This window comes from Streptomyces sp. NPDC059373 (assembly GCF_042751495.1).
GTDB lineage: Bacteria > Actinomycetota > Actinomycetes > Streptomycetales > Streptomycetaceae > Actinacidiphila.
On the sequence record NZ_JBHYXC010000033.1, the window covers coordinates 32,919 to 58,457 of the forward strand.

General features: G+C 70.1%; 20 protein-coding genes and 2 pseudogenes. 13 read left to right on the plus strand and 9 right to left on the minus strand.

Annotated features, from left to right (window positions below; genetic code table 11):
- The first annotated feature begins 99 nt into the window (after nt 1-99).
- A complete protein-coding gene (locus tag ACFXJ5_RS31570; RefSeq protein ID WP_384638628.1) occupies nt 100-1,158 on the plus strand; it encodes a LacI family DNA-binding transcriptional regulator in 1,059 nt (352 codons plus the stop codon).
- Complete coding sequence (locus ACFXJ5_RS31575; protein WP_384638630.1) at nt 1,151-2,173, plus strand: carbohydrate kinase; 1,023 nt, start codon at nt 1,151-1,153, stop codon at nt 2,171-2,173. The genes ACFXJ5_RS31570 and ACFXJ5_RS31575 overlap by 8 nt, the downstream gene beginning before the upstream one ends.
- Before the next feature lie 338 nt (nt 2,174-2,511).
- Here the strand turns inward: ACFXJ5_RS31575 and ACFXJ5_RS31580 are convergent, their stop codons facing one another.
- The 4 genes from ACFXJ5_RS31580 to ACFXJ5_RS31595 form a co-directional block, all read right to left on the minus strand.
- Nucleotides 2,512-2,769, minus strand: coding sequence for a DUF6624 domain-containing protein (locus ACFXJ5_RS31580; RefSeq protein WP_384638633.1), 258 nt, complete (start codon nt 2,767-2,769; stop codon nt 2,512-2,514).
- A gap of 35 nt (nt 2,770-2,804) precedes the next feature.
- Nucleotides 2,805-4,277, minus strand: a complete 1,473-nt coding sequence (locus ACFXJ5_RS31585) for a dihydrolipoyl dehydrogenase family protein (protein ID WP_384638636.1) — start codon at nt 4,275-4,277, stop codon at nt 2,805-2,807.
- Between the two features lie 106 nt (nt 4,278-4,383).
- Nucleotides 4,384-5,160, minus strand: coding sequence for a maleylpyruvate isomerase family mycothiol-dependent enzyme (locus tag ACFXJ5_RS31590; protein WP_384638639.1), 777 nt, complete (start codon nt 5,158-5,160; stop codon nt 4,384-4,386).
- Nucleotides 5,157-5,933, minus strand: coding sequence for an enoyl-CoA hydratase/isomerase family protein (locus ACFXJ5_RS31595; RefSeq protein WP_384638642.1), 777 nt, complete (start codon nt 5,931-5,933; stop codon nt 5,157-5,159). Before ACFXJ5_RS31595 ends, ACFXJ5_RS31590 begins: the two co-directional genes overlap by 4 nt.
- 166 nt (nt 5,934-6,099) lie before the next feature.
- On the opposite strand from ACFXJ5_RS31595, the gene ACFXJ5_RS31600 reads away from it, so the two are divergent.
- Both ACFXJ5_RS31600 and ACFXJ5_RS31605 read left to right on the plus strand, forming a co-directional pair.
- Nucleotides 6,100-6,999: a LysR family transcriptional regulator gene (locus ACFXJ5_RS31600; RefSeq protein WP_384638645.1), complete on the plus strand. Its 900-nt coding sequence runs from the start codon at nt 6,100-6,102 to the stop codon at nt 6,997-6,999.
- A gap of 230 nt (nt 7,000-7,229) precedes the next feature.
- Nucleotides 7,230-7,849, plus strand: a pseudogene (locus tag ACFXJ5_RS31605) (SDR family NAD(P)-dependent oxidoreductase).
- A 146-nt stretch (nt 7,850-7,995) separates the two neighbouring features.
- Here ACFXJ5_RS31605 and ACFXJ5_RS31610 read toward each other — a convergent pair.
- Nucleotides 7,996-9,210 (minus strand): RNA-guided endonuclease InsQ/TnpB family protein, encoded by a 1,215-nt coding sequence (locus ACFXJ5_RS31610; protein WP_384638648.1) that lies wholly within the window; start codon nt 9,208-9,210, stop codon nt 7,996-7,998.
- Between the two features lie 79 nt (nt 9,211-9,289).
- Here ACFXJ5_RS31610 and tnpA point away from each other — a divergent pair.
- Nucleotides 9,290-9,511, plus strand: a pseudogene (gene tnpA / locus ACFXJ5_RS31615) (IS200/IS605 family transposase); the annotation flags it as partial.
- Here the strand turns inward: tnpA and ACFXJ5_RS31620 are convergent.
- Nucleotides 9,503-10,696, minus strand: coding sequence for an ISL3 family transposase (locus tag ACFXJ5_RS31620; RefSeq protein ID WP_384638717.1), 1,194 nt, complete (start codon nt 10,694-10,696; stop codon nt 9,503-9,505). The pseudogene tnpA and the gene ACFXJ5_RS31620 overlap by 9 nt on opposite strands.
- Here ACFXJ5_RS31620 and ACFXJ5_RS31625 point away from each other — a divergent pair.
- The 5 genes from ACFXJ5_RS31625 to ACFXJ5_RS31645 all read left to right on the plus strand — a co-directional run bounded on the left by ACFXJ5_RS31625 (nt 10,647) and on the right by ACFXJ5_RS31645 (nt 16,418).
- The gene (locus ACFXJ5_RS31625; RefSeq protein WP_384638725.1) at nt 10,647-11,162 is read left to right on the plus strand and encodes a hypothetical protein; all 516 of its coding nucleotides are present in this window, start codon (nt 10,647-10,649) and stop codon (nt 11,160-11,162) included. The two genes, ACFXJ5_RS31620 and ACFXJ5_RS31625, sit on opposite strands and share 50 nt — an antisense overlap.
- 448 nt (nt 11,163-11,610) lie before the next feature.
- Complete coding sequence (locus ACFXJ5_RS31630) at nt 11,611-12,447, plus strand: SDR family oxidoreductase (protein WP_384638720.1); 837 nt, start codon at nt 11,611-11,613, stop codon at nt 12,445-12,447.
- Nucleotides 12,448-12,453: 6 nt separating this feature from the next.
- Complete coding sequence (locus tag ACFXJ5_RS31635; RefSeq protein WP_384638651.1) at nt 12,454-13,794, plus strand: NAD(P)/FAD-dependent oxidoreductase; 1,341 nt, start codon at nt 12,454-12,456, stop codon at nt 13,792-13,794.
- A 96-nt stretch (nt 13,795-13,890) separates the two neighbouring features.
- Nucleotides 13,891-15,378, plus strand: coding sequence for a cytochrome ubiquinol oxidase subunit I (locus ACFXJ5_RS31640; RefSeq protein WP_384638654.1), 1,488 nt, complete (start codon nt 13,891-13,893; stop codon nt 15,376-15,378).
- Entirely contained in the window at nt 15,378-16,418 is a 1,041-nt protein-coding gene (locus tag ACFXJ5_RS31645; protein WP_384638657.1) for a cytochrome d ubiquinol oxidase subunit II, read from the plus strand. The genes ACFXJ5_RS31640 and ACFXJ5_RS31645 overlap by 1 nt, the downstream gene beginning before the upstream one ends.
- A 24-nt stretch (nt 16,419-16,442) precedes the next feature.
- On the opposite strand, the gene ACFXJ5_RS31650 is transcribed toward ACFXJ5_RS31645, so the two are convergent.
- Nucleotides 16,443-18,023 carry a GMC oxidoreductase gene (locus ACFXJ5_RS31650; protein WP_384638660.1) on the minus strand — a complete coding sequence of 527 codons (1,581 nt, stop codon included), beginning with the start codon at nt 18,021-18,023 and terminating at the stop codon, nt 16,443-16,445.
- Nucleotides 18,024-18,258: 235 nt separating this feature from the next.
- On the opposite strand from ACFXJ5_RS31650, the gene ACFXJ5_RS31655 reads away from it, so the two are divergent.
- Nucleotides 18,259-19,221 (plus strand): 2-hydroxyacid dehydrogenase, encoded by a 963-nt coding sequence (locus ACFXJ5_RS31655; RefSeq protein ID WP_384638662.1) that lies wholly within the window; start codon nt 18,259-18,261, stop codon nt 19,219-19,221.
- Nucleotides 19,222-19,245: 24 nt separating this feature from the next.
- On the opposite strand, the gene ACFXJ5_RS31660 is transcribed toward ACFXJ5_RS31655, so the two are convergent.
- Both ACFXJ5_RS31660 and ACFXJ5_RS31665 read right to left on the minus strand, forming a co-directional pair.
- Nucleotides 19,246-20,190, minus strand: coding sequence for a cyclase family protein (locus ACFXJ5_RS31660; RefSeq protein WP_384638665.1), 945 nt, complete (start codon nt 20,188-20,190; stop codon nt 19,246-19,248).
- A gap of 3 nt (nt 20,191-20,193) precedes the next feature.
- Complete coding sequence (locus ACFXJ5_RS31665) at nt 20,194-22,014, minus strand: glycoside hydrolase family 15 protein (protein ID WP_384638668.1); 1,821 nt, start codon at nt 22,012-22,014, stop codon at nt 20,194-20,196.
- Nucleotides 22,015-22,479: 465 nt separating this feature from the next.
- On the opposite strand from ACFXJ5_RS31665, the gene ACFXJ5_RS31670 reads away from it, so the two are divergent.
- Nucleotides 22,480-23,400, plus strand: coding sequence for an aldose 1-epimerase family protein (locus ACFXJ5_RS31670; RefSeq protein WP_384638671.1), 921 nt, complete (start codon nt 22,480-22,482; stop codon nt 23,398-23,400).
- 334 nt (nt 23,401-23,734) lie between these two features.
- Nucleotides 23,735-25,513, plus strand: coding sequence for a cation:proton antiporter (locus ACFXJ5_RS31675; protein ID WP_384638673.1), 1,779 nt, complete (start codon nt 23,735-23,737; stop codon nt 25,511-25,513).
- The last annotated feature ends 26 nt before the right edge of the window (nt 25,514-25,539 follow it).

Genomic DNA, 25,539 nt, shown 5'->3' on the forward strand with positions numbered 1-25,539 from the left:
GCCTCGACGCGATACTGCGCCGTGTGGTTGAGTGCGTCAAGACACCGATCGACGTGCACACGCAACAAGTCGGTAACGCAGAATCTCTGGGAGACAACGATGCCTCAGGGGGGACAACCACCCTTGGAACGCCAGAACCGCCCCACGATGCGGGACGTGGCGGCACTGGCCGGGGTGGCCATCAAGACCGTCTCGCGGGTCGTCAACGGGGTCACCACCGTCGACCCCGTGCTGGCCGCCCGGGTGAACGAGGCCGCCGACAGACTTGGCTACCGGCCGAATCTGACCGCCAGTAACCTGCGCCGCAGCGACGGCCGGACAGCCACGATCGGGATGCTCGTCGAGGATACGGCGAACCCCTTCTCCGCAGCGCTGACGCGCACCGTCGAGAACGCGGCACGCGAGCGCGGCGTCCTGGTACTGATCGGCAGCCTGGACGAGGACCCGGCTCGGGAACGCGAGCTGGTCGGCGCGCTCATCGACCGCCGAGTGGACGGGCTGGTGATCGTGCCCGCCGGCCGTGACCACAGTTACCTGATCAAGGAGCAGCGCGCGGGCACCTGCCTGGTCTTCCTCGACCGCGAACCGCAACTCCTCGACGCCGACGCGGTGGTCTCGGACAACCGGCAGGGTGCGATCAACGCAGTCAATCACCTGCTCGATGCCGGCCACCGCCGCATCGCCTACCTCGGGGACCGGGCTTCGATCTCCACCGCCGTGCAGCGCTTCGCCGGATACCGGCACGCCCTGGAACTCGCACATCTGGAGGTCGACGAAGAAATCGTCCGGCACCAAGCGAGCACGGTGGAAGCGGCCATCGAGGCCACTGAGCAGCTGCTGGGGCTGCCCGATCCGCCCAGCGCGCTGTTCACCAGCCAGAACCTGGTCACCATCGGCGCCAGCCGTGCGCTGCGCACGCTCGGCCTGCACCAGACGGTGGCCCACGTGGGATTCGACGACTTCCCCCTCGCCGACATGCTCCAGCCAGGGATCTCCGTCATCGCCCAGGACATCGAGGCCTTGGGCAAACTCGCGGCCGAGATCCTGTTCCGCAGGCTGGACGGCGACCAGTCGCCGAGCAGAACGTTCACCGTGCCGACCCGCCTGATCGTGCGGGGCTCGGGCGAGATAAGGACTGGGGAATCCCGCCATGACTGAACCCACCCCCCGGGCACACCCGTTCGTGGTCACCGTGATCGGGGAAGCTCTCATCGACCTGGTCCCGCACGGCAACGCTGGTGACTTCCGGGCCCGGCCCGGCGGCAGTCCGTTCAACGTCGCCATCGGCCTGGCCCGACTGGGACACCGCACATCACTGATGGCGCGACTGGCGGACAACGCATTCGGCCGGATCCTGCGCGACCACGCCGCCTCCGAGGGGATCGATCTGACCTGCGCCCCGCACGCGGCCGAGCCGACCACCCTGGCGGTCGTCTCCATGGATGCCCATGCGCAGGCCAGTTACGACTTCTACTTCAACGGCACCGCTGACTGGCAATGGACCGCCTCCGAGGCCGCCCTCGTCCCCGCGGACACCGGCATACTCCACTTCGGCTCGGTCGCCTCCTGGACGTCACCGGGGAACGAGCACATTCACGCCGCCGTACGCGAGATGCGGCAACGCGGCCGGACCCTCGTCAGTTACGACCCCAACGTCCGGCCCGTGCTGCTGCATGACCCGGCACGCGCCCGGCATGCCGTCGAACGCAGTGTCAGCGCCGCACACATCGTCAAGGCAAGCCGCGAGGACGTCGAGTGGCTCTACCCCGTCGCCGACATCGAGCAGGTCAGCGCCCGCTGGCTCGAACTCGGCGCCGTGCTCGTCGTCATCACGGACGGTGCCCACGGCGCACACGTGTTCCAAGCAGACGCGGCAAGGATGAGCCGGCCCGGCCGCAAGGTCGCGGTGGCGGACACCGTAGGAGCCGGGGACGCCTTCACCGCAGGGCTGCTCGGCGCCCTGGTGCGGCACGGCCTGCACACCCCCGAACTCGTCGCGCGGTCCTCGCCCACCGTGCTCGCCGCCGCCGTCGACGACGCAATCCTGGTCTCCGCACTCACCTGCGAACGCATCGGCGCCGACCCGCCCATCGCACTCCCCCGGCCGGACGTGCCCGTCTGCGCACCGCTGGCGGAGACAGACCTACGATTCAGCGATCAGTCGCCGGGCTGAACGCGCGTGGCCACATCCGCGCGCCAGGGAAGTCGACCGGGAACAAGCCACGAAGCAGGCCGGACGAGACCCGATTCGCCTGACGGTGCCGCCGACCAGGTCCAGCGCCAATGACTTGATGCTCCGCCATCCGCTCACGCATGGCTCACGCACCGGGCGCCAGTGGGTTGTGCCGCCACTGCCGTCCCGCCCCCCGATCAGCTCCGTGCGGTCACCCCGCCTCACGCATACGCATCGCTGATCCGACTCGGCCGACGATCGGCCCAGGACGATCACTGCGACGGCGGCGAGGTGCCGTCGGGCCATCCCGGCGAGTCGGCTCCAGTGGCTCTGGGGCCCTACCCGCCGTCACATCGGCCCGTATCACCGAACAGAGCCGCGCCGAACCGGATGCGCGCGTCGTATTCCGCGAAGAATTCCAGGCCCATCGCGGCGCGGCGCTCGTCCAGGTGCTCGGGCTCCTCGACCGGATACAGCTCCAGGACCTGGTCACCGGGCACGTACCTGGTGGCGTGTTTCTGCGGCTGTCGGGCGTGCAGGCAGCAGCGGTCGGTGAGGTAGGCAAGGTGACCGGGCGGGACCTCGCCAATCTTCACCGCCTGTTCCCCATCCGGCCGTCGGCGGGTGCGTGCTACCCCTTGTACGCCTTGAGCATGAACAGCCAGATTTCGCTGACGGTTGGGAAGCAGGCGACGGCGTGCCGCAGTCGTTTGAGGGGGATCTCGCCCGCGACGGCGACAGTTGCGGAGTGCAGCAGTTCGCTGACGCCGGGTCCGACGAAGGTCACCCCGAGGAGGGTTCCGCGGTCGAGGTCGACGACCATGCGGGCTTGGCCTTGGTAGCCGTCGGCGTACAGGTTCGCCCCCTGGGCCTGGGTGAAGTCCACGTCGACCACGGTGATGCGGTGACCGGCCCGGGTGGCCTGTTCGGCGGACAGGCCCACGGCCGCGGCTTCGGGGTCGGTGAAGAAGACCTGGGGTACGGCGTGCTGGTCGGCGGTGGTGGCGTGGTCGCCCCAGGGTCCGTTGTCGAGCGGCAGTCCCTTGGCGCGGGCGCCGATCGCGTCGCCCGCGGTCCGTGCCTGGTACTTGCCCTGGTGGGTGAGCAGGGCGCGGTGGTTGACGTCGCCAAGGGCGTACAGCCAGGTGCCCTCCACTCCCCGGACCAGGCAGGTCTCGTCGACGTCGAGCCAGGATCCGGGGGTCAGGCTCACGGTTTCCAGGCCGATGTCGTCGGTGCGCGGCGCCCGCCCGGTCGCGAACATGACCTCGTCGGCCTCCACCTGTGTCCCGTCGTCCAGGCTCAGGGTGACCGGCCCGTCCGGGTCGGTGCGGCGCAGCCCGGTCACCGAGACGCCGATGCGCACGTCCGCGCCGGCCTCGGTGAGGCGGGCGGTGACCATGTCGCCGGCGAAGGGCTCCATCCGGGGCAGCAGCGGGCGGCGGGCCAGCAGGGTGACCCGGGAGCCGAGGCCCTGCCACAAGGTGGCCATCTCGACGCCCACTCCGCCGCCGCCGACGATGGCGAGCCTGCCGGGCACGTAGCTGGAGTCGGTGCCCTCGCGGTTGGTCCAGGGACGGGCTTCCTCCACGCCCGGTACGTCGGGCAGCACGGGCCGGCTGCCGGTGGCCACCGCGACGGCGTGCCGGGCGGTGAGGGTGCGGCGGCGGCCGTCGGAGGAGGTGACGGTCACGCGGCGCGGGCCGTCGATGCGGCCCTGCCCGCGGACCAGGTCGGCGCCGATGGACTTGACCCAGTTGGCCTGCCCGGAGTCGTCCCAGTCGGTGACGTAGTGATCGCGCCGTGCGAAGACCCGGGCCGTGTCGAGTGGCCCGGTGACCGCCTGGCGGGCACCGTCCACCCGGCGTGCGTCGGCGACCGCGATGACCGGCCGCAGCAGCGCCTTGCTGGGGACGCAGGCCCAGTACGAGCATTCCCCGCCGACCAGTTCACGCTCGACCACGGCGACGGTCAGTCCTGCCGCGCGTGCGTGGTCGGCGGCGTTCTGGCCGACCGGACCGGCCCCGAGCACGATCACATCGTAGGTGTCTTCCGCGGTGTCTTTGGCGGTGGTTCCCGGAGGGTTTTCGGGTGAAGTGTTCATGATTCCATCGTTCCTCGGGACGAGACGACCCGCTCGGCTCACAGTCGGCGGTCGGCGGCGGATCGGAAGCTGTTCTGTGGGCGATCGACGGCTGATCGCTCTTCGGTCAGAAACCGGGGAAGAGCGTCCGCAGGTCGTCGAGGGTGATCGAGCCGGTGGCCGTCAGGGGGTCCTTGGGGCGGTTTCGGCCGTAGACGAGCCGCAGGACCGATTCCGCGGGGCCGGTCAGGGTGGCGGTGGGGTCGTTGGGAGGGGTCGGGTAGAGGTGGAGTTCGGTGCGGAGGAGCAGGGTCTGCTCGGGGTCGGTCAGCCGCACCTGGACGCGCTGCGGTGCGAGGCGGGTGAGGGCGTCGGCGTTGCGGAAGCGCGTGGCCACCAGGTCGATCCGCTCCCAGAGGAGCACCACGTCGGGCGCGTCCAGCACCGCCCGCTCGTCCAGCGTGACCATGACGTCCCAGGCGTGCACGACCTGCTCCGACAGCCGGTAGCCGGCGTATGACGCGAGATCGAGCAGGCCGGCGAAGTACGGGACGCGCAGGGACGCGCGCTGCCCGGCGCCGACCGAGTCCAGGAGCGCCAGATGGCGTTCGTCGGCCTCGCGCCACGCGGCGCGCTGTTCGACGGGGGACATCGCGTCCCACCGCTCCCACACCGGCAGCAGCTCCTCCCGGACCGGGCCCCGCTCATCTCCCTTGAGGCCCCGTTCCACGAGCGCGGTGCAGATCTCCGCGCCGCTGCCCAGATGGGACAGCACCTGTCCGATGGTCCAGCCCTCGGCGAACGACGGCCCGGCGAGCCGGTCGGGGGGCAGGTCGGCGACGGCCTGCCCCAGCCGTAGGGACGAGTCGTGCAGTGCGCCGATCCAGCGGTCGGCGGCGGTCACGCTCCGTCCTCGCTCCGGTAGGCGAGGTCGGCGGCGGTGAGGCCCTCGAGCGCCATGCCCAGCTGGGTGCCCTCGGCCATCCGGCGGCTGATCCGCTGCCGCAGGGTGACGGCCAGATAGCGGGTGAGCAACTGCGGCTTGGCGGCGAGCTGCTCGGCGAGTTCCTGCGCACGCGGCAGCACTCGCTCCAGCTCCAGCACCTCGGCGACGGCGCCCCACCGTTCGGCCTGGTCGGCGGTAAAAGAGCCCTGGGTGAGAGTGAGGTAGCGGGTGCGGCCGGCACCGATGGCCTCCTCCCAGGCGATCTGGATGCCGTCGCCGGGCACGATGCCGAACGTCAGGTGGGGGAAGTCGGAGAAGACGGTGGTGTCCGCGGCCACGACGATGTCGGCCAGCAGCGCGTATTCGCTGTGTACGGAGGCCGGGCCGTTGACGGCGGCGACGATCGGCATCTCCAGGTCCACCAGGCGCTGCATCACCCGGCGGCCCTCGGCGACGGTGCGGTCCCATTGCGCGGGCTTGGTGATGTCCCCGAGGCTGGCGCCGTCGATCTCGGTCATGAAGCTGTCCCCGGTGCCGGTCAGCACCAGGACCCGGTTGTCGCGGTCCTCGCCGATCTCGAACAGGGCGCGCGGGAGGTCGGTGTGCAGCTGTCCGGTGAAGGTGGCCGGGCCGCCGTCGCTGTGGAAGCGCAGGGTCAGCACTCCGGAGTCCGTGCGACTCAAGGCGATGTTCTTGAAGGCGGTGAAGTATTCGGGGGCTGCGCCGGTCATGGTCACTCCTTCGGTGGCACGGCGCCGTCGTGCGCCGCTCTTCCACACAACCACCTGAGCCGTACCACTCGCAGCGTTCGTCCAGTCGCCTCGGAAGCACCCCCCATCAGGGACGTTTATGGCGTCCCTGTGGTGTCACGGCCCGTCGCTGTGGTGCGATGGGGCCATGGAACTGCGGGACATGCGTGCCTTCGCGACGGTGGTCGAGGAGGGCGCCTTGTCCGCGGCGGCCCGCCGGCTCCACATGAGACAGCCCCGGCTCTCCCAGATGGTGCTGGCGCTGGAGCGGGAATTCGGAGTCGACCTGCTCGTCCGCAGCTCGACCGGCGTCCAGCCCACCGCCGCCGGCACCACCCTCCTTGCCGAGTCCCGCGGGGTACTGGCCCGCTACGACCAAGCCGTCGCCGCCATGGCCCGGCACGCCTCGTCCGGCGGTGGAGTGCTGCGGCTCGGCATCCCCCTCGAACTACCGTCCGGGTTTCTGACCCACCCGCTCTCCGCGCTCGCCGACGCCTATCCCGAGACCCGGGTGGAACCCAGGCACATATCCACCGCGGAGCAACTGGCGGCCCTGCGCGCGGGCGAACTCGACATCGCCCTGGTCCGTGAACGGCCGCTGGGCCCCGACCTGGACGCGATCAGGGTCATCGAAGAGAAACTGGGCGTGCTGCTCGCAGCCGATCAGGCCGCCGCGCTGGCCGGCCCGGAAGGGATACGCCTCGACGACCTCACCGGACTCCACTGGGTCGGCTTCCCCCGCTCCGGAAGTCCCACCTGGTACGACGAGGTGACCGCGGTCCTGCGCGGCCACGGCATCGACACCGATTCCTCCGCCCTCGGCGGGCAGGTACTCCTTGCCGAGGTGAAGCTGGCCGCGGTGAGCGCGGGAACGGCCTTCGCCCTGGCGCCGCCGCACTGGTTCCACCCCTTGCCCGAAAACGTCGTCTGGCAGCCCCTGACAGGCAACCCCCTGGTACGCCGCACCTGGGCCGTCTGGCAGGCCGGGTCACACCGCCGCGACCTCGGCCACTTCGTCGTAGCCCTGGGCAACCGCAACCCCGAGTGACCCGCTGTCGCCTCGGCCGCCGCCCCCTCGGGACGCCGGAGCCTCCCAGCTCCCCGAGCCAGCAGGCTGCGCAAGGCCACGCCGACCTACAGGGCAACGGTGGCCATAAGAATTCCTGATGGGCGGGCGTTGGAGGACGAATGGGCGCAGGGCACGGCGTCGTCCGCCCCGTTGGTTGTGTGACATCGCGGTGGCCACACCACCGCCACGTCACGATGGAAGGACAGATCATGGAACTTTACGAGCGGAAGGCACTCGTGACGGGGGGCGCCACCGGCATCGGCTTCGCGACGGCACGGTTGCTGGCCCGGGAGGGAGCCGAGGTCGTGATCGCCGGCCGGAGCGAAGACGCCGGCGCCAAGGCTGTCGGCGTGCTCGGGGAGCACGGCGGCCGGGCGCGTTTCCTCCAGGTCGACCTGCGCGACCCCGAGTCGGTGCGCAGGCTCGTCGACCAGGTGGGTGACGTGGACATCCTGGTGAACAACGCCGGCGCGTTCCCGTTCGCCCCGACGGCGGAGCAGGACCTGGACACCTTCCAGCAGCTGTTCGAGACGAACGTGCAGGGACCTTTCTTCCTCACCGCGGCGCTGGCGGAGAAGATGGCGGCCCGAGGTTCGGCGGCCGCGGGGTCCGGGTCAACGGCGTCGCACCCGGTCACACCCGCACCGAGAACGTCACCAGCATGATCGGCGAGGAGAACTTCGAGCGTATCGGCGCCGAAGTGCCGCTCGGCCGCCTCGCCGACCCCGAGGAGATCGCCGAGACGATCCTCTTCCTGGCCTCTCCGCGGGCCAGTTACGTCACCGGAACCGTCCTCACCGTGGACGGCGGAGCGGTGGCCCTCACCTGACCCTCTTGCACATGTTCGCTGCGCGAACATTCCCCACATCGCCGTGAAAGTACATATCCCCCATCGCCCCGCGAAGGCGGGCAATGAACCGACACCCCAGAGGAACAACCGTGACTCCTCCCTCGGCTGAAGCCGGGGGCTTCTCGTTACGCCGGGTTGGCGTCGCGACGGACCAGCCCGGCCCGTAGAACGTTGGTGGCTGCGACTGTGTCGGCGTGCGCGGTGTGGCCGCAGACGACGCAGTGGAACTTCTCCTGTGTGGGCCGGTTTTCCTTGGCGGTATGCCCGCATTCGGGGCAGGTGCGGGAGGTGTTGCGGGGGTCCACGGCGATCACTTCCCGTCCGGCGCTTTCAGCCTTGGCGTGCAGGATCGTCAGGAACACCCCCCATCCGGCGTCAGTGATGCTGCGGTTGAGCCCGGCCTTGGCAGCCGCCCCGTTGGGCAGGAACGCGCCTGTCTGGTCGGGGTTGGGCTTGGGTGCGGGGGCCTTGCTCATGTTGCGGATCTTGAGGTCTTCGTGCGCGATGAAGTCATGCACACGGACCAGGCCGAGGGCGGTCTTGTGTGCGTGGTCGAGGCGCTGGCGGCGGACCTTGCCGTACAGCTCGGCGACCTTGTCCACGGCCCGCTGGTGGTTGCGGGTGCGCTTGTCCCGGCGGACACGGGGAAACCGGCTCAGTGCCTGCTGTGCAGCTTCAAGCTTCGCGGCGGCCTGACGCCCGTGTCGCGGGTTGGGCACGAACCCGCCGTCCGAATCGGCGAGGAAGTTGGCAATGCCCAGGTCGATCCCGACCACGCTGCCGGTTGCGGGCAGCGGCTGCGGCTGGGCTTGTTCGGCGGTGAGCACGACGAACCACTTGCGACCCTCACGCTTGACCGAGATCGTCTTGACCTTGCCGGCCACGGCGCGGTGCTGGTTGACCTTCACGTGGCCGACGCCTTGGAGGCGGACGCGGGTGACCCGATCGTGCGGGGTGGAGTCCCAGCGGCAGCCGTCCCCATCCTTCGGGAAGTCCACTGTGTCGAACCAATTCACCCCGCGAAAGCGCGGGTAGCCGGGAGTGTCACCGGACTTGACCCGACGGAAGAATGCGGCGAACGCCTTGTCCAGGCGGCGCAATGTCGCCTGCTGCGAGGAGAACGACCAGCGGCCCTGACGCTCCGGGTCAAACGCCCGGATCTCCTTCAACTGCGCGGACTGCATCCCGTACTTGACGGTGGTCTTCGAGGGATGACGGTAGGCGTCGCGCCGTTCCTGCAAGGCCCCGTTGTAGAGAGAGCAGTGATCCCGCAGCATCTCGCCCAGCGCCTGCTCCTGGCGGAGGGTGGGCCGCATGAGGAATTTGTACGCACGGATCACCCAGCCCACCCCCTCCGGTCGGATTTGCTTGATCCTACTAACGTGCCGTACGTCACCGCGCTGGAAACCAGATCCTCATATCCGACGGGGAAATCACGTCATCTACCACCTGCACGCCCACTTGGTGTTTGTCACCAAGTACCGGCGTGGGATCTTCAACGACGAGATGCTGACGCGCTGCGAGGCGATCATGCGAGACGTGTGCGAGAGCTTCGGCGCGGAACTGCACGACTTCAACAGCCCAGACGATCACGTCCACCTGCTCGTGCACTACCCGCCGAAAACCGGGTCTTCAAAGTTGAGCGGTGCGGAGGTGTCCGCGGCCCCGGCGTGTGGTGACGCACTGTGTCCGTAATCGTTGGTCGTCGGCGTTGCGAAAACCGAAGGCGTTGCGAGCGACGAGCTTGATGACGCGGTTGATGCCTTCGCTCTTGGCGTTGCTGTGCCCGGTGTCGATGAATGTTTCGATCTCCGGCCACCACCGGTCGGCGGTGACGGCGAGCTGCCGTACCTCGGGGATGTCGGAGTCCGCGCACCAGGTGAGGAACTTCCAGCGGGCCTGGCCGACTTGGTGCCGGTCGGCACTGGTGCGGGCCAGGGCGAGCAGGTTGCGCAGGTTCTCCTTGGCGATCCACGCCGTCAGCAGGGTCTGTCCGATCGGTCCCTCTCCCAGCAGCGCGTTCCACATGGTGGCGAACTGTTCGTCGGTGAGGTCCTCGCGGTTGCGCAGGAGGCGTCGCCTGGCTCTCCATTCCGGATCACTTGCGCGTCCGCGCCGGCCGCGGGTCTCGGCGGTGGTGCGGCGCCTGACCATGGATAGCATTTTGTTGGCGAGTTGGACGACGTGGAAGTGGTCGACCACGACGGTGGCGTGCGGGAGACCGGTGCGGACGGCGGCACGGTAGGTGGTCGACATGTCGATGGCCACGTACTCGATGCTCTTCCTCCAGGTCAGCGGGGTGGTGGCGAGCCAGGCGAGCTCATCGGCGACGGTGCGGCCTTCGACCTGGCCGAGCAGGCCGCCGGTGCCGAGTGCATCGACGAACCCGGTGTGCCACCGATCGCGCGTCAGCCTCCACTTTCCCGTGCCGGGGTCCTGTTCCCAGCGCGGCCGTCCGCGCCGGGTCTCGTCGATGCCCAGCGCCCGCACCTCGGGCAGCGGTGCCTCGATCACCTCGCGTGCGGCGGCGCGGAAGGCGTCCATCACGGTCGGCCAGGACAGGTGCAGATCCCGGGCGGCCTGGATGACGGTGGAGGCGGCGTCGCGTATTCGCCGCCCGGCGGCACCGCGCAGTCGCATGGTGATCCGCGCGCCGGCCGGTCGCGCCGCAGGCCCTGGCCCGGCGGCAGCGAGCAGGAAGCTCAACGGCCTGTCCTTGCCGTTGTACGTAGAACCGCTGGGCGCCGAACACTGCTTTCCCGCCGACCGAGCCCGAGTGCTGGAACTGTTGCGGCGGACGGCGGCCAGCCTGCACCGGCTGCGCACGTACGTCCGGCTCGCCCCGGGCGCGGCGGTGGTCTTGGGAGACCTCAAGCCGGAGCACTTCCTCTTCCCCGACGGCCCGGACGGGCAGCCGGTGTTCATCGACCCGGGGCTGTTACGCGCCCGGCCCACCGTCGCCTCCGCCATGAACGACACCACCCGCGAGGTGGGTTCAGCCGTCGGCATCGCCCTTACGGGCTCGATCTACGGCAGCCACTACCGTTCTTCTCTCCCCGACTCCGTGAACCAACTCCCCGCGGAGGCAGCCGAGTCCGTACGTCACTCAGCAGCCGCCGGCCTCTACGTCGCCGACCGCCTCGGCGCCCAGGGCGCAGCCCTTGCCTACGGCGTCAAAACCGCCTTCATGGACGGCCTGTCCGCCTCCCTGATCGCCATCTGCATCGTCGTCCTCGCCGCGGCGATCGGCTGCCTGTTCCGCGCACCCAAGGCGACGCCCACTTCGGACTGACTTCGAGTCCGCGCCGGCCATGCGCATGCTGCGCTCCTGAGTCACTCTGGGAGCCAGCTGGGAGCCGACCTGCTCCCCCAGGCCCTTCCACGCCACGCCATACCAACCGAGGCCAAGCCTCCAGCCGGATTACGGCAGGAACGACAGTGTCCCCCTTGCTGCCATTGTCGAGCCGCTTGGCGTCCTCCTGCCCCTCGGTGGGCCGCATGACGCCAGCCGGGAAGGGCCCGTGGCGCTCGTAGCCCGACCGTGTGACGTGCCCGGCCGAAATACGGCTGCGTGGCGCGCCGATCTGTCCCACCCGAGGCGCATGGTGCTTTCGTCTGGTGGCCGGGCATGCGACGGCTCCTGTGTCTGTCCTGGCGGGTCGGCCGACTCCCGGCCTTCCTCATGTGTGTCGCCCGCGCCCTGCGGGCGTCGCGTCCGAAACGCCGAAGGAGAGATCGTGGTGGCAGCAACAGTCGAGAACCGCGGGACGACGTCCGCGCAGCTACTGAGGGGCCAGAAGGCGCTGGTGACCGGTGCCAACTCGGGCATCGGCCTGGCGACCGCCGTTGCCCTGGGCCGGGCCGGAGCAGACGTTGTGGTGAACTACGTCGTCGGTGAGCACGAGGCAGACAATGTCGTCAAGGAGATCGAAAGCTTCGGGGTCCGCGCCTACGCCCACGAGGCCGACGTGTCCGACGAGGACCAGGTGACCGCCATGGTCGCGCGGATGGTCGAGGAGTTCGGCACCATCGACATCATGGTGGCCAACGCGGGCCTCCAGCGGGACGCAGCCTTGACGGAGATGACACTCGCCCAGTGGCAGAAGGTCATCGACGTCAACCTGACCGGCCAGTTCCTGTGCGCGCGGGAGGCCGCCAAGGAGTTTATCCGGCGCGGCGTGGTGGAGGAGGTCTCCCGGGCGGCGGGGAAGATCATCTGCATGAGCTCGGTCCACCAGATCATCCCGTGGTCGGGGCACGTGAACTACGCCTCCTCCAAGGGCGGTGTGGGCATGCTGATGCAGACCCTCGCCCAGGAGCTGGCCCCCCATCGGATCAGGGTCAACGCGGTTGCGCCCGGCGCCATCCGCACGCCGATCAACCGCGACGCCTGGTCCACCCCCGAGGCCGAGGCCGAGCTCCTGCGCCTGATCCCGTACCGCCGCGTGGGCGACCCGGACGACATCGCCAACGCTGTCGTCGCCGTGGCGTCCGACCTGCTCGACTACGTCGTCGGCACCACGCTCTTCGTCGACGGCGGAATGACGCTCTTCCCCGGCTTCGCCACCGGAGGCTGATCGCGGATGCAGGATCATGTCACTCCCCGCCGGGTGGTGATCCTCGGCGGGGGGTTCGCCGGGCTGTTCGCCGCCCGCGCCCTACGGAAGTCACCGGTCGCGGTGACCGTGGTCGACCGCCGCGCCCACCACCTCTTCCAACCGCTGCTCTACCAGTGCGCCTCCGGAATCCTGTCCGAGGGGCAGATCGCGCAACCGCTCCGCGCGGTCCTGCGACGCCACCACAACGTGAGCTGCGTGCTCGCCGAAGCCACCGACGTGGATGCCGGTGCCCGGCTGGTCCACGCCCGGCGACCCGAGGGCGGGGTTGTTCAGCTGCCGTACGACGATCTGATCGTCGCGGTCGGCATGCGCCAGTCCTACTTCGGGCACAACGAGTTCGCCGCGCACGCCCCCGGAATGAAGACCCTGGACGACGCGCTGGACATCCGCCGTCGGATCTACCGGGCGTTCGAGATGGCCGAAACGGCCGCAGACGACCAGGAACGGCAGCAGTGGCTCACCTTCGCGCTCGTCGGCGCCGGGCCGACCGGTGTCGAACTCGCCGGACAGATCCGGGAGATCGCCGGCCACACGCTCGACCGGGAGTTCCAGACGATCGATTCCGCCAAAGCCCGGGTGCTGCTCTTCGAGGGATCCGACGCGGTGCTGGGCGCGTTCGGCCCCCCACTGGCCCACCGTGCGGCCCGAACGCTGCAGAGCCTGGGCGTGGAGCTCCACCTGGGCACGATGGTCACCGACATCGACGCGCACGGCCTGACGGTGCAAGACCATGACGGCGCGACAACCCGGTTCGATGCACGCACCGTGCTGTGGACGGCGGGCGTCGAAGCTCCGCCGATCGCCGCCGCCCTGGCCCGGGCAACCGGCGCCAAACAGGACCGGGCCGGACGCATCCTCGTCGAACCCGACCTCACGATCGCCGGCCACCCGGAGATCCGCATCACGGGCGACGTGATGAGCCTGAACCGGCTGCCAGGCCTGGCCGAGGTCGCCATGCAGTCGGGCGCTTACGCGGGCCGGAACGTGCGCCACGCGGTCGAAGGCAGGACGAAGGAGCCGAAGCCCTTCAAGTACTGGGATCTCGGCAGCGCCGCCTACATCGCCCGCGGCCGGGCCGTCGTGAAGGCCGGACCGCTGCACCTGTCGGGCTTCACCGGCTGGCTCGCCTGGCTCTTCATCCATCTGGCCTTCCTCACCGGATTCCGCAGCAGGCTGGGAGCGGTGCTCAGCTGGTCCGTCGCCTTCGCCACCAGCTCGCGCCGCGAACGCGCCTTCACCATGCCCGACACAGACGCGTCGGCCGCCCGGGCGGCCGGGCCGAAGGCGTCCCCGCCGCCTCCCTGAGAACGGGCCCCGGCCAACCCTCCACGGCCGCCGCCCCTCCGCATCCTGTCCCTCCTCAGCCCCGCCACCCCCGCAGGGCAGACCATCGAGGCGCACATGCTCAGCACAGCTGCCCTTCTGGCGAACAGCACCCCGGCCCAGCTCCTGCCGGCTCGAGAGCTGATGGCCTTCACCCTGGCCTCGCACATCCTGCTGGTCCCGTTCGGCGTGGCCTTGCCGTTCATCACCTTGCTCATGCACCACCGGGCGCTCCGCCGCAACGACCCCGTCGCCCTCACGCTCGCCCGGCGCTGGTCTGCGGTGATGGCCGTCCAGTTCGCCATCGGCATCATCACCGGCACCGTGTTGTCCTTCGAGTTCGGCCTGCTGTGGCCCGGCATGATGGGGCGCTGGGGCGACGTCTTCGGCCTCGGGTTCGGCGTCGAGGCATGGGCGTTCTTCCTGGAGGCCATCCTGATCGCGATCTACCTCTACGGCTGGCGCCGGCTCAAGCCCTGGACCCACTTCTGGCTGGCCGTACCGCTGCCGCTGGCCGCCCTGATGGGGGCGTTCGGCATCATCGCGGCCAACTCCTGGATGAACACTCCCCAGGGGTTCAGCCTCGACGCCCACGGCAAGCCGATCCACGTCAACGTGCAGCAGGCGATCTTCACACCGATCTTCGGCCCGGAGTACTGGCACTTCGTGGTCGCGATGCTCCTGACCGCCGGATACGTGGTCGCGGGCGTGTATGCGGTCGGCTGGCTGCGCGGGCGCCGCGACCGCTACCACCGGCTCGGCTTCACCGTGCCGTTCACGGTTGCCACGATCCTCACACCGATCCAGTTCATGCTCGGCGACTCCGCCGCTCGCTCCGTCTTCCACAAGCAGCCGATCAAGTTCGCCGCCCTGGAGATCGTCTGGAAGACCGACACCCACGTGCCCGAGTACTTGTTCGGACGGCTGAACAGCGACGGGACGATCTCCGGTGGACTCAAGATCCCCCAGCTGGACTCGATCCTCGCCGGCTTCAAGCCCAGCACCCAGGTGACCGGGCTGACGTCGGTGCCGGCCGCCGACCGCCCCACGGTTGTCCAGGCCACCATCGCCCACTGGGCCTTCGACATCATGGCCACCATCGGCAGCGTGCTGATCCTGCTCGCGCTCTGGTACGCCTGGTCCTGGTGGCGACACCGGGACAACCCGCACAGCCGCTGGTTCTACCGCTGCGCCGCCATCGCGGGAGTCGCCTGTCTGGTCACCGTTGAGTGTGGGTGGATCACCACGGAGGTCGGCCGGCAGCCCTGGATCGTCTACAACAACATGCGGGTCTCAGAGGCGGTGACCAGCACTCGCGCCGGATCGCTATGGGCGATGCTCGGCATCGTCATGATCGTGTACGTAGCCGTTTTCGGCGCGTTCCTCGCGGTCGTGCTGAAGATGCGCACCCGATGGCGCATCGCCGACGAGGGCTCGGCCGCCGCGCGCGCCGAACTGCCCCCGGAGGCCGACACCCCGTTCGGGCCCAGAAGCGAGCCTGAGCCCGTGGCCACCGGGGCCGCGCCCGGTGGCGGGTCCGACCACACCCCTGGCGGTGCGTCGTAATGGCCGAATTCATCGCATGGGTGCTGGTGCTCGCGATCGCCGCCTACGCCTGCGCCGGGGGCACCGACTACGGCGCGGGCTTCTGGGACCTCCTGGCCGGCGGCGCGGAGCGCGGCAAGCGGCCCCGCTGGCTGATCGACCACGCGATGGCGCCGGTCTGGGAGGCCAACAACGTCTGGCTGATCTTCGTCCTGGTCATCATGTGGACCGGCTTCCCCACGATGTTCCAGGCCGTCTTCTCCGCGATGTGGCTGCCGCTCGCACTCGCCGCCGTCGGCCTGGTGCTCCGCGGCGCCGGATTCGCCCTGCGTAAGCCGGCCCGCCGCCTCGCCCAACGACGGCTCTACGGCGCGGTGTTCGCCATCTCTTCACTGCTCACGCCATTCTTCCTCGGGGCCGTGCTCGGCGGCATCGCCTCCGGCCGGGTCAAGGTCGGCACTACCGCGTCCGCGGACGCCTGGGCCAATGGAACCTCCGTCCTCGTGGGTCTACTTGCCATCGCCGCCACCGCGTTCCTCGGTGCGGTCTTCCTCTGCTCCGATGCCCTGCGGTTCGGCGCCCATGACCTCGTCGGCTACTTCCGCCCGCGGGCGCTGATCGCCTTCGCCGCGGTCGTCGTGCTCGCACTCATCGGCCTGCCTGTCACCCACAACAGCGCCCGGTACGTCTGGAACGGCCTCACCGGGGGCCTGGGTCTGCTGCTGATCATCCTGGCCGCGGTCTGTGGTCTGGCCACGGTGCTGCTTCTGTGGCGCCGGTCCTACGGCTGGTCCCGCTACACCTCAGTGGCGAGCGTCGCCCTGGCCGTCGGCGCTTGGGGCTTCGCGCAGCGGCCCTACGTACTGCCCACCTCGCTGACGGTGTCCGAGGCAGCCGGCGCCCCTCACACCCTGCGCTGGCTGGTGATCGTCACGGGCATCGCGATCGTGCTGGTCGGTCCGGCGCTGGTGCTGCTCTACCGGCTCGACACGATGGGTGAGCTGGAGGAGCTCACCGACGCCGACACGCGGGCTGCCAGAACGCCGGGAGACAACCTGTAGCGGTTCTCGGCCGGTTCGCCCCCGTCAGCTCAGCCGGGCGGCGATGTGGTCGCCGACCCGCAAGGCGTTGGCGATGGCGGTCAGTGACGGGTTCACCGCGCCGATGCTGGGGAAGAAGCTCGTGTCCACGACGTAGAGGTTGTCGAGGTCGTGGGCCTTGCAGTTGACGTCGAGGGCCGAACTCTGTGGGTCGTCGCCGAACCGCACGGTGCCGGCCTGGTGCGCGGTGGCGCCGATCGGCATGCCCTTGTGCAGGTAGATGCTGTGATCCAGCAGATGCTGCTCGTGCATGCCCAGGTGCCCGAGCATCCCCCGCAGCTTGTGCTGGAGGCGCTTCAGCCCGGCGGTGTTGTTCTTCTCGTCGAGAACCAGGTGGATGGCGTCGTCCTTGTCAAGGGTGACCCGGCTCTCGGCCAGCGGAAGGTCCTCTCCGCACAGCCAGAAGTCGACGGCGTGGTGCGCCAGTACCTCGAAGGGCATGTCGGGCGCGACCGCGCCGGCCCAGCGCGGCGCCTCGCCGTGGATCTGGTCGGAGTCCGACTTGCCGAGCATCTGGATGCCGCCGAGCGGGTAGTCCCAGTCGTCCGCGCCGAGGTACCAGTCGTTCAGCGCCAGGGTCTTCTGGAATGTGGTGGGGTTCGGTTCCTTCGACACCGCCATCAGCGCCAGGTTGTTGTGACGCATGTAGTGGCGTCCCACCACGTCCGAGCTGTTGGCCAGGCCGCCGGGGTGCTTGTCGTTGGCCGAACGGAGGAGCAGGACGGCGGAGTTGACCGCGCCGGCGGCGACCACCACGATGTCGGCGCTGAATCCCTCGGTCGCTCCGTTCTTGAGCTCGGCGACGACCCTGGTGACGGTGCGTCCGGTCGGGTCGGTCTCCAGGCGCCGCACATTGGCGTTGGTCACCATCGTGACATTGTCGTACTTGAGCGCCGGGTCGACGCAGATCACCTGCGCGTCGGACTTGGCGCCCATCAGGCAGGGGAAGCCGTCGACCCGGTCGCAGCGGATGCAGACGCTGTCATGGGTGGCCCGGCCGTTCTCGTCCTGGGTGAGGTTCACACCGATGGGCAGGTGGAAGGGGTGCAGGCCGGCCTTCCCCAGATCGTCGCTGAGCTGCTGGATGCGCGCCTCGTGCTCGACCGGCGGGTAGGCGTACTGCGCGCTGGTCGGCCCTCCGGTGGGGTCCTCGCCGTGCCGGCCGTGCACCAGGTAGAGGTGCTCGGCCTGGGTGTAGTACGGCTCCAGTTCCTCGTAGCGGATCGGCCAGGCCGGTGAGATGCCGTCGTGGTGGCGCAGCTCGCCGAAGTCCTCGGGCCGGAGCCGGAAGAGCGCGGCGCCGTAGAACTTGGTGTTGCCCCCGACGTAGTAGTTCACCTCCGGGGGGAACTCGTTGCCGTGCTTGTCGTACCAGAACTCGGGGGCACGGTATTTGCCCTTGACGAAGACGGCGGTGGAGTCCCAGTTGTCCCGCTCCCGCGGCAGGTAGTCGCCGCGTTCCAGGATCAGGACCCGCTTCCCGGTGGGGGCCAGCCGGTGCGCGAGTGTTCCGCCGCCCGCTCCCGTGCCGATGATGATGACGTCGTAGTGGCGATCGTCGACCATGAGAGGGTCCCGTTCTAGGAGTCGTTGGCTGTCCTGGACGTAGCGCCCGCCCGGAGGGCCTGTCTGCTGTGCTGTTCCGGACGGACGCTCGCACAATCGGGACATTCAGTGCCAGATCCCAAACTATCGGGTGGGCCATGTGGCAGCCACCCGACGGAGTCGAACAGGTGCGTAGTCACCCGGAGGCAGCCCAGTCCGCCACGGCACTTCGGAGCGATTCGTCTAGATTTGCACCATGAGTCCGATGGACCGCCCTGCCGATCCTGGCGACGCCAGGTTTCTGCTCCCGTACCCGGCCTCCCGGGTCGGCGGCCTGCCCGAGGGCCTGCCCATCGCGGTGTGGGACGGTACCGGCGGTCCGCCCGCCGTCGAGAACCTGGCGGAGGTGGAGTTCTTCGTCATCCCCTACACCTTCGCGGATGTCGCCGTAACGCTGCTCCCGCGCCTGCCCCGGCTGCGGGTCGTCCAGTCCCTGTCCGCAGGCGTCGACGAGCTCGTGAAGTACGTTCCCACCGGTGCCGTGCTCTGCAACGCCAAGGGAGTGCACGACGCCAGCACCGCCGAGCTGGCCGTGACACTCGCCCTCGCGTCGCTGCGCGGCATTCCCGACTTCGTACGCGCCCAGGACGCCGAGGAGTGGCGGCCCGGCTTCCGCCCGGCGCTTGCCGACCGCACCGTCCTGCTCGTGGGCTACGGCTCCATCGCCGCCGCCGTCGAGGACCGGCTCACCTCCTTCGAGTGCGAGGTCCTTCGGATCGCCCGGACCGCCCGCACCGCTGCGCGCGGGGCCGTCCACGCCCTCGCCGACCTGCCCGAGCACCTGCCCCGCGCCGACATCGTGGTGCTCACCGTCCCGCTCACCCAGGACACCCGTGGCCTGGTCGATGCGGACTTCCTCGCCCAGATGCCGGACGGCGCCGTGCTGGTCAACGTGTCCAGGGGCGCGGTGGTGGACACCGACGCGCTGCTCGCCGAACTCAGAACGGGCCGGCTGAGCGCGGCCCTCGACGTCACCGACCCTGAGCCGCTGCCGGCCGGACATCCGCTGTGGCACGCGCCCAACACGCTGATCAGCCCTCATGGCGGAGGCAACAGCTCGGCCTTCCTGCCCCGGGCGCTGCGGCTGATCCGCACCCAGCTGCTGCGCTACCGGGCCGGGGAGCCGCTGGAGAACATCGTACTGCCCCGCAAGCCCTGACCTGGAGCCCCGGGGCCTGAGACGTCAGAGGACGGCGATCGGATTGACCGGTGAGCCGGTGGCGTCCGGCAGCCTCAGCGGGGCGATCACGCAGAGGAACGACCAGCGCCCCTCCGCCTCGCAGGCCGGAGCCAGGTCCTCGAACTGCAGGTAGTCCAGCAGGTGAAGGCCCATGGCGTGGACCGCCAGCACATGCACGGGGAAGTCGACGCCCTCGGTGGAGCTCGGGGCGGTGTCGTTGTTCCCGTCGCCGCCGAGCACGGCCACCCGTCGGTCCGCCAGGAACTCCATGGCGGACGGATGGAGCCCGGCGCGCTCACGTGCCGCGTGCCACGCTCCCAGTTCGGCGCGGCGTCGGCGGTGGCCGACACGGACGAACAGGAGGTCGCCCTCGGTCACATGGACGTGCTGGGCGGTCTCGGCCGCGGCGAGGTCATCGGCGGTCACGTGATCACCCGGTTCGAGCCACGGCACGCCGCGCAGCCGCGGGATGTCCAGCAGCACGCCGCGTCCGACGATCCCGTTACGTGCCGCCTCGATGGACAGCGCCGTGGCCCCGCCCGCCGTGATGCTGCTCGCGGCCACGCCGCCGTGCAGCGTGCCGTCGTAGATCACGTGGCACAGGGCGTCGATATGGCTGTCGGCGTCGCCGTGCACGTTCATCGCGAAGCTGTCCATCGCGAAGTGGAGCCCGGTGGAGGCGTCTTCCTGCGGCTGCCCGCTCATCCGGTGCCTGGCGGGTTCCGGGTTGTCCGGACCGGGCAGCGTCTCCACCGGTGCGGCGAGCGTGACCGTCCGGCCGGTCCGCACCTCCTGGGTGGCGGCCACCACCCGGGCAGGGGTGAGCGCGTCCAGAGCACCGCGGTCCCCCGACGCCCAGGCGGAGCGCGAGCGCAGGCGCCGGTACAGCACGCCGAACTCGTCCTCGGTCAGCCGTGGCGGTCCTGCCGGACGGGCGTGCGTGACCATGGGTCAGCGCCCTTGCTCCGCGTCGAGCGCCTTGTCGAGGGTGGTGGCCGCCATGATGAGCGACAGATGGGTGAACGCCTGCGGGAAGTTGCCCAGTTGCTCCCCGTTCGGACCGACCTCCTCGGCGAAGAGCCCGACGTGGTTGGCGTAGGTCTGCATCTTCTCGAAGGTGTAACGGGCCTGGGACAGTCGCCCCGCCCGGGCCAGAGCGTCGACGTAGAGGAAGGTGCAGAGACTGAAGGTGCCCTCCGAGCCGCGCAGCCCGTCCGGCGACGCCGCCGGGTCGTAGCGGTAGACGAGGCTGTCGGAGACGAGTTTGCGGTCCATGGCGTCGAGCGTGGAGAGCCACGCCGGGTCCTGCGGGGCGATGAATTCGACCCTGGGCATGAGCAGCAGGGAAGCGTCCAGGACGTCGCCGCCGTAGTGCTGGACGAAGGCGCCCTCCTTCTCGCTCCAGCCCTTTTCCATGACCTGCTCGAGGATGGCGTCCCTGGCGCTGCGCCACTTTTCCAGGTCGGCGGGCCTGCGGAAGTGCTCGGCCAGGCTGATTCCCTGGTCGAATGCGACCCATGACATCACCCGGCTGTAGGTGAAGTCCTGGCGGCCGCCGCGGGTTTCCCAGATGCCCTCGTCCGGCCGGTCCCAGGCGTCGGCCAACCAGTCCAGCGTCTTGCTCATCGCCTTCCATCCCCGGTAGGTGGCCTGCTGCCCGATCTCGCGGCCTTGGGACATCGCGTAGAGGGCCTCGCCGTAGATGTCCAGCTGGAGCTGGTCGGCGGCGCCGTTGCCGATGCGGACGGGGTAGGAGCCGCGGTAGCCCTCGAAGTGTTCGAGGGTCTCCTCCGGCAGGTCGGGGTTGCCGTCGATCCGGTACATCGTCTGGAGCGGCTCTTCCTCCTTGCCCTCCCGCTCGTGCAGCCTGTCGACGAGCCAGTGAACGAAGGCGGTGGCCTCCTCGACGAAGCCGAGGTCCAGCATGGCCCGCACGGACAGCGCGCCGTCACGTACCCAGGTGAACCGGTAGTCCCAGTTGCGCTCACCGCCGACCTGCTCGGGCAGGCCCATGGTGGCCGCGGCGACCAGGGCACCGGTAGGGGCGTAGGTGAGGAGCTTGAGGGTGATGACCGAGCGGTGCACCAGCTCGGGCCAGCGGCCCCGGTAGCGGGACTGCTGCAGCCAGTGCTGCCAGAAGAGGCCGGTGGCGTCGACCTGTGCGGTGAGTCCGTCGACCGTGAGGGGTTCTGGCGCCTCGCCGCCGGATGCGCAGACGGTGAAGACGGCGCCGCCGGACTCGCCGGCGCTCAGCGTCACTTTGCCGCGCGCGTCCCGGCCGTCCTGCTCCAGCGGGAAGGTGGTCTGCAGGTGCGCGTCCATCCCCGGGGCCCGGAACAGAGCGGCGTTCTCGCCGAGCTCCACCTGGTGCTCGGCCCGGGCGTAGTCGAAGCGCGGCCGGCACTCGAGCGTGAAGTCGACGGTCCCCCTTACGGCACGCACCACCCGGATCAGGGTGTGACGGTCGGTCGCGGTACGGGTCTGGTCCGGGGGCATGAAGTCGACGACCTCGCCCACGCCGTCCGCCGACATGAATCGGGTCACCAGAATGGCCGTGTCGGGGTAGTAGAGCTGCTTGCAGGTCACGTCGGGATTGTCGGGGGCGAGCCGCATGTAGCCGCCGCCGTCATGGTCGAGCAGGGCGGCGAAGATGCTGGGCGAGTCGAACCTGGGAGCGGCGAACCAGTCGACGACGCCCTGCGACGAGACGAGCGCGGCGGTCTGCAGGTCACCCACCAGGCCGTGCTCGGCGATGGGAGGGTAGCGGTCCATTGCTGCTCCCGAAGTCTCGAGAAAGCCCCCTGCGTCCACTATCGGACAGCCCGGTCGGCCGTGCCACGCCGCAGCGGTCGACGACCGCTCGCCCACGGTCGTCGAAGACGGCAGTCGGCCGGCCGGCACCCTTGCGGCGCAATGGGGACCGGCCGCAAACCCGCCGCCGTGGACTTGGTCAGGCGGCCCGGAGCCGCGGGCGCCGGCGCCGAGCGCCGCGCTGGGCTTACCGACCGCTCTCGAGGCGGGCGCTCGGGCGGCAGGGACGCCGTAGTCGCGTCCAGAAGGCATCGGAAGCGCCTGTGGCCCCAGTGGGCGAACGTGCCGGGCGATTCCGCCCGCAGGACGTGTCACGCTTGACCGGGCCGGTGCGGGACCGCACGCTCCCGACGAGGGGGCCGACACCGCAGGCCACCACTACGCCTGTGTCCGAGGACGCGCCCGGGCGGGCTGAGGAGGGCACGCGTGCAGGAAAGCCGCACCGGACGGCAAGTGACCCTCCGCCACGGCGCGCACAGTGCCGTCATCGTCGAGCTGGGCGCGGCCCTCCGGTCGTACTCGGTCGGTGAACGCGCCGTGGTGGAAGGATTCGCCGAGCAGGACCTGATCAGCGGCGGGCGCGGTCAGATCCTGGTGCCGTGGCCCAATCGGATCCGGGACGGTCAGTATCGCTGGGACGGCCGGGACATGCAGCTTCCGCTCACCGAGCCGGTCGGCGGCAACGCCATCCACGGGTTGCTCCGGTGGGTCGCGTGGCGGGTCGTGGAGGCGAGCGACAGCCGGGCCGTCCTTGACGTTCCGCTGTGGCCGCAGCCGGGCTACCCCTTCCACCTCCACGTCCGTGCCGAGTACGCCCTCGGCGAGAGCGGGCTCGAGGTCGCCGTCACCGCGCGCAACCTCGACGCGAGCGCCGCACCCTACGGCTTCGGCCACCATCCCTACGTCAACGCGGGCACCGCGGTCGTCGACCAGACGCTGCTGACCGTCCCCGCACGGACATGGTTGCGCACCGACGAGCGCGGCCTGCCGGTGGCCGCCGAGCCCGTCGCCGGGACGCCGTACGACCTGCGTACGCCACGGGCTGTCGGAGCGCTCCGGCTGGACACTCCGTTCGGCGACCTCGACCGGGACGCGGACGGCCGGGCCGTGGTCCGCCTGGCCCACCCGTCGGGTGCGTTCGGTACCGACGTGTGGCTCGGTGAAGGCGCGGACTACGTGCAGCTCTACACCGGCGACACCCTCCCGCCGGGCGTGCGCCGTCGAGCGGTCGCCATCGAGCCGATGACCTGCCCGCCGGACGCCTTCCGCAGCGGCACCGGTCTCGTCAGCCTCGGCCCCGGCGATCAGCACACCGTCCGGTGGGGGATCACGCCGTGGGAAGAGTGACGGCACCGTCACGGTCCCCGACCTGATCCTCATCGGGCCGAGGATCACGTTTCGATGTGGACCCCCACGGGTTTCGCCGCACTGGGGCAGCCCTGAGGACTGGTCACCGCCGCCACAGCCATGCGTCATGCGTCATGCGGGCCAGGAGCGCCACCACCGACTCGTGGGCCGTCCTATTCCTCCTCCTGTCCGGGGTGCCCTTCGTCGGCCCGCTCCGCATGGAGATCTACCCGACACTCACGTGGCCCTCCGTCGGGGCCTCACCCGGCCCGTCGCGCAGCCGGCCGGCAAGAGCACCGGCTCGACCCACCACCACGCACCGAAGGGCCCACCCGTGACGACGAACCAGGTGCTCATCGGCGTGGGCCTGATCCTGGTCCTCGCCGTCGGATCGCAGATCCTGGCGAGCCGCCTGCGAATCCCCGCCCTCATCGTCCTGCTGCCGGTCGGCTTCGCCGCCGGCGCGCTGATCGACGACGTCAACCCCGAGCAGCTGCTGGGGCCGGCGTTCTCACCGCTGGTGTCGCTGGCCGTCGCCGTGATCCTCTACGACGCGGGTCTCGGGCTGGACCTGGCGAGGCTGAAGGGGCACACCCGCCGTGTCGTCGTGCGGCTGATCTGGATCGGTGTCCTGATCACCTGGCTGCTCGGCACGCTCCTCGCCGCTCCGCTGCTGGGGATGTCCCAGCAGGCGGCCGTCATGATCGGCGCGATCCTCGTGGTCTCGGGGCCGACGGTCGTCGGACCGCTGCTCAGCTTCGTACGACCCAAGGACCGGCTCCAGCGCGTTCTGATCTGGGAAGGCTCCCTCATCGACCCGGTCGGCGGCATCCTGGGAGCACTGGTCTTCCACGCGGTCGTGGCGAGCACGGGCCACCACTTCGGCAGCGTGGCGGGAGGCTTCCTCGCCAGCGTGGGCGTCGGAGCGGCCGGGGGCGTGGTCGGGGCGGCTCTGCTGTGGGCGCTGTTCCGGTTGCTGCGGCTCGGCGAGGTGCTGGGCACCACGGCGCAGCTCGCCGCGGTGGTCGGTGTGGCGGCGTTCTGTGATGTCCTGCGCGACGACACGGGACTCATCGCCGCCGTGGTGATGGGCCTGGCTGTAGCCAACCTCCCCGGCTTCGACGTCCCTGCGCGTCGGCCGTTCTTCGAGACCCTGGTCAACCTGATCCTCGGCCTGCTCTTCATCTCGATCTCGGCCACCGTCACCCCGCAGTCGCTGCGCCACGTGGGGCTGCCCGCGCTAGGGCTCGCCGCCATTCTGGTGCTGGCCGTCAGGCCACTGGTCGCGGCCGTGTCCACCCTCGGCACCGACCTCACTCGGGGCGAGCGGGGCTTCATCGGCTGGATGGCGCCGCGCGGAATCGTGGCGGCCGCCACCGCGTCGACGTTCTCGGCCAGCCTGGTGGCCAAGGGGATCGGCGGCGCGTCGAAGATCCTCCCCGCCACATTCGTCGTCATCGTCGCGACCGTGACGCTCTACGGCCTGACCGCCTCACCTGTGGCCAGGCGCCTGCGTGTCGTGCGCCCGTCCCGCTCCCGTCCGTTGCTGGTCGGCGGTGACCCCTGGGTGGTCGACCTGGGCGTTGCCCTGAAGTCAGCAGGGCTGGAGGTGCTGATGTGGGCAGGGGAGGAGGAACAGCGCGAACGCATCCGGCAGGCCGGGATCGAGCTCGCGCCCGGTGAGCTGCTGGCCGCCGCCACCGGTGGGGCCGCCGAGCTGGAGGGCATCACGGCGGTGTACTTCCTCACCGCCGAGGACGACTTCAACGCCCTGGCGGCTGCGATGCTGCGCGGCAGCGTGGAGGGGACGGTCCACCGCCTCAACGCACCCCCCGACAGCCACGGCGTGGTGGCGCCGTTCATCGGCGGCGAGGTCCTGTTCGGCGCGGATCTGACCTGGCCCACTCTCTCCCGCCGGTACGACGACGGGGCGGCCGTCCTTGCCCAGCCCGCCGGCGATGCGCTGCCGCTCGGCTCCGATCTGTTGTTCCTGGTACAGCGGGACGGCCGCCTCGAACCGGTCACGGAAGGCAGCACACCGCTCCCCCGGCCCGGGGACGTGCTCGTCCTGCTGGCCCCGGGCAGGCGAGGTGCCGCGCGTCCGCCGGAGTAGGCCGGCCCGAGATCTGCACTTGCCCG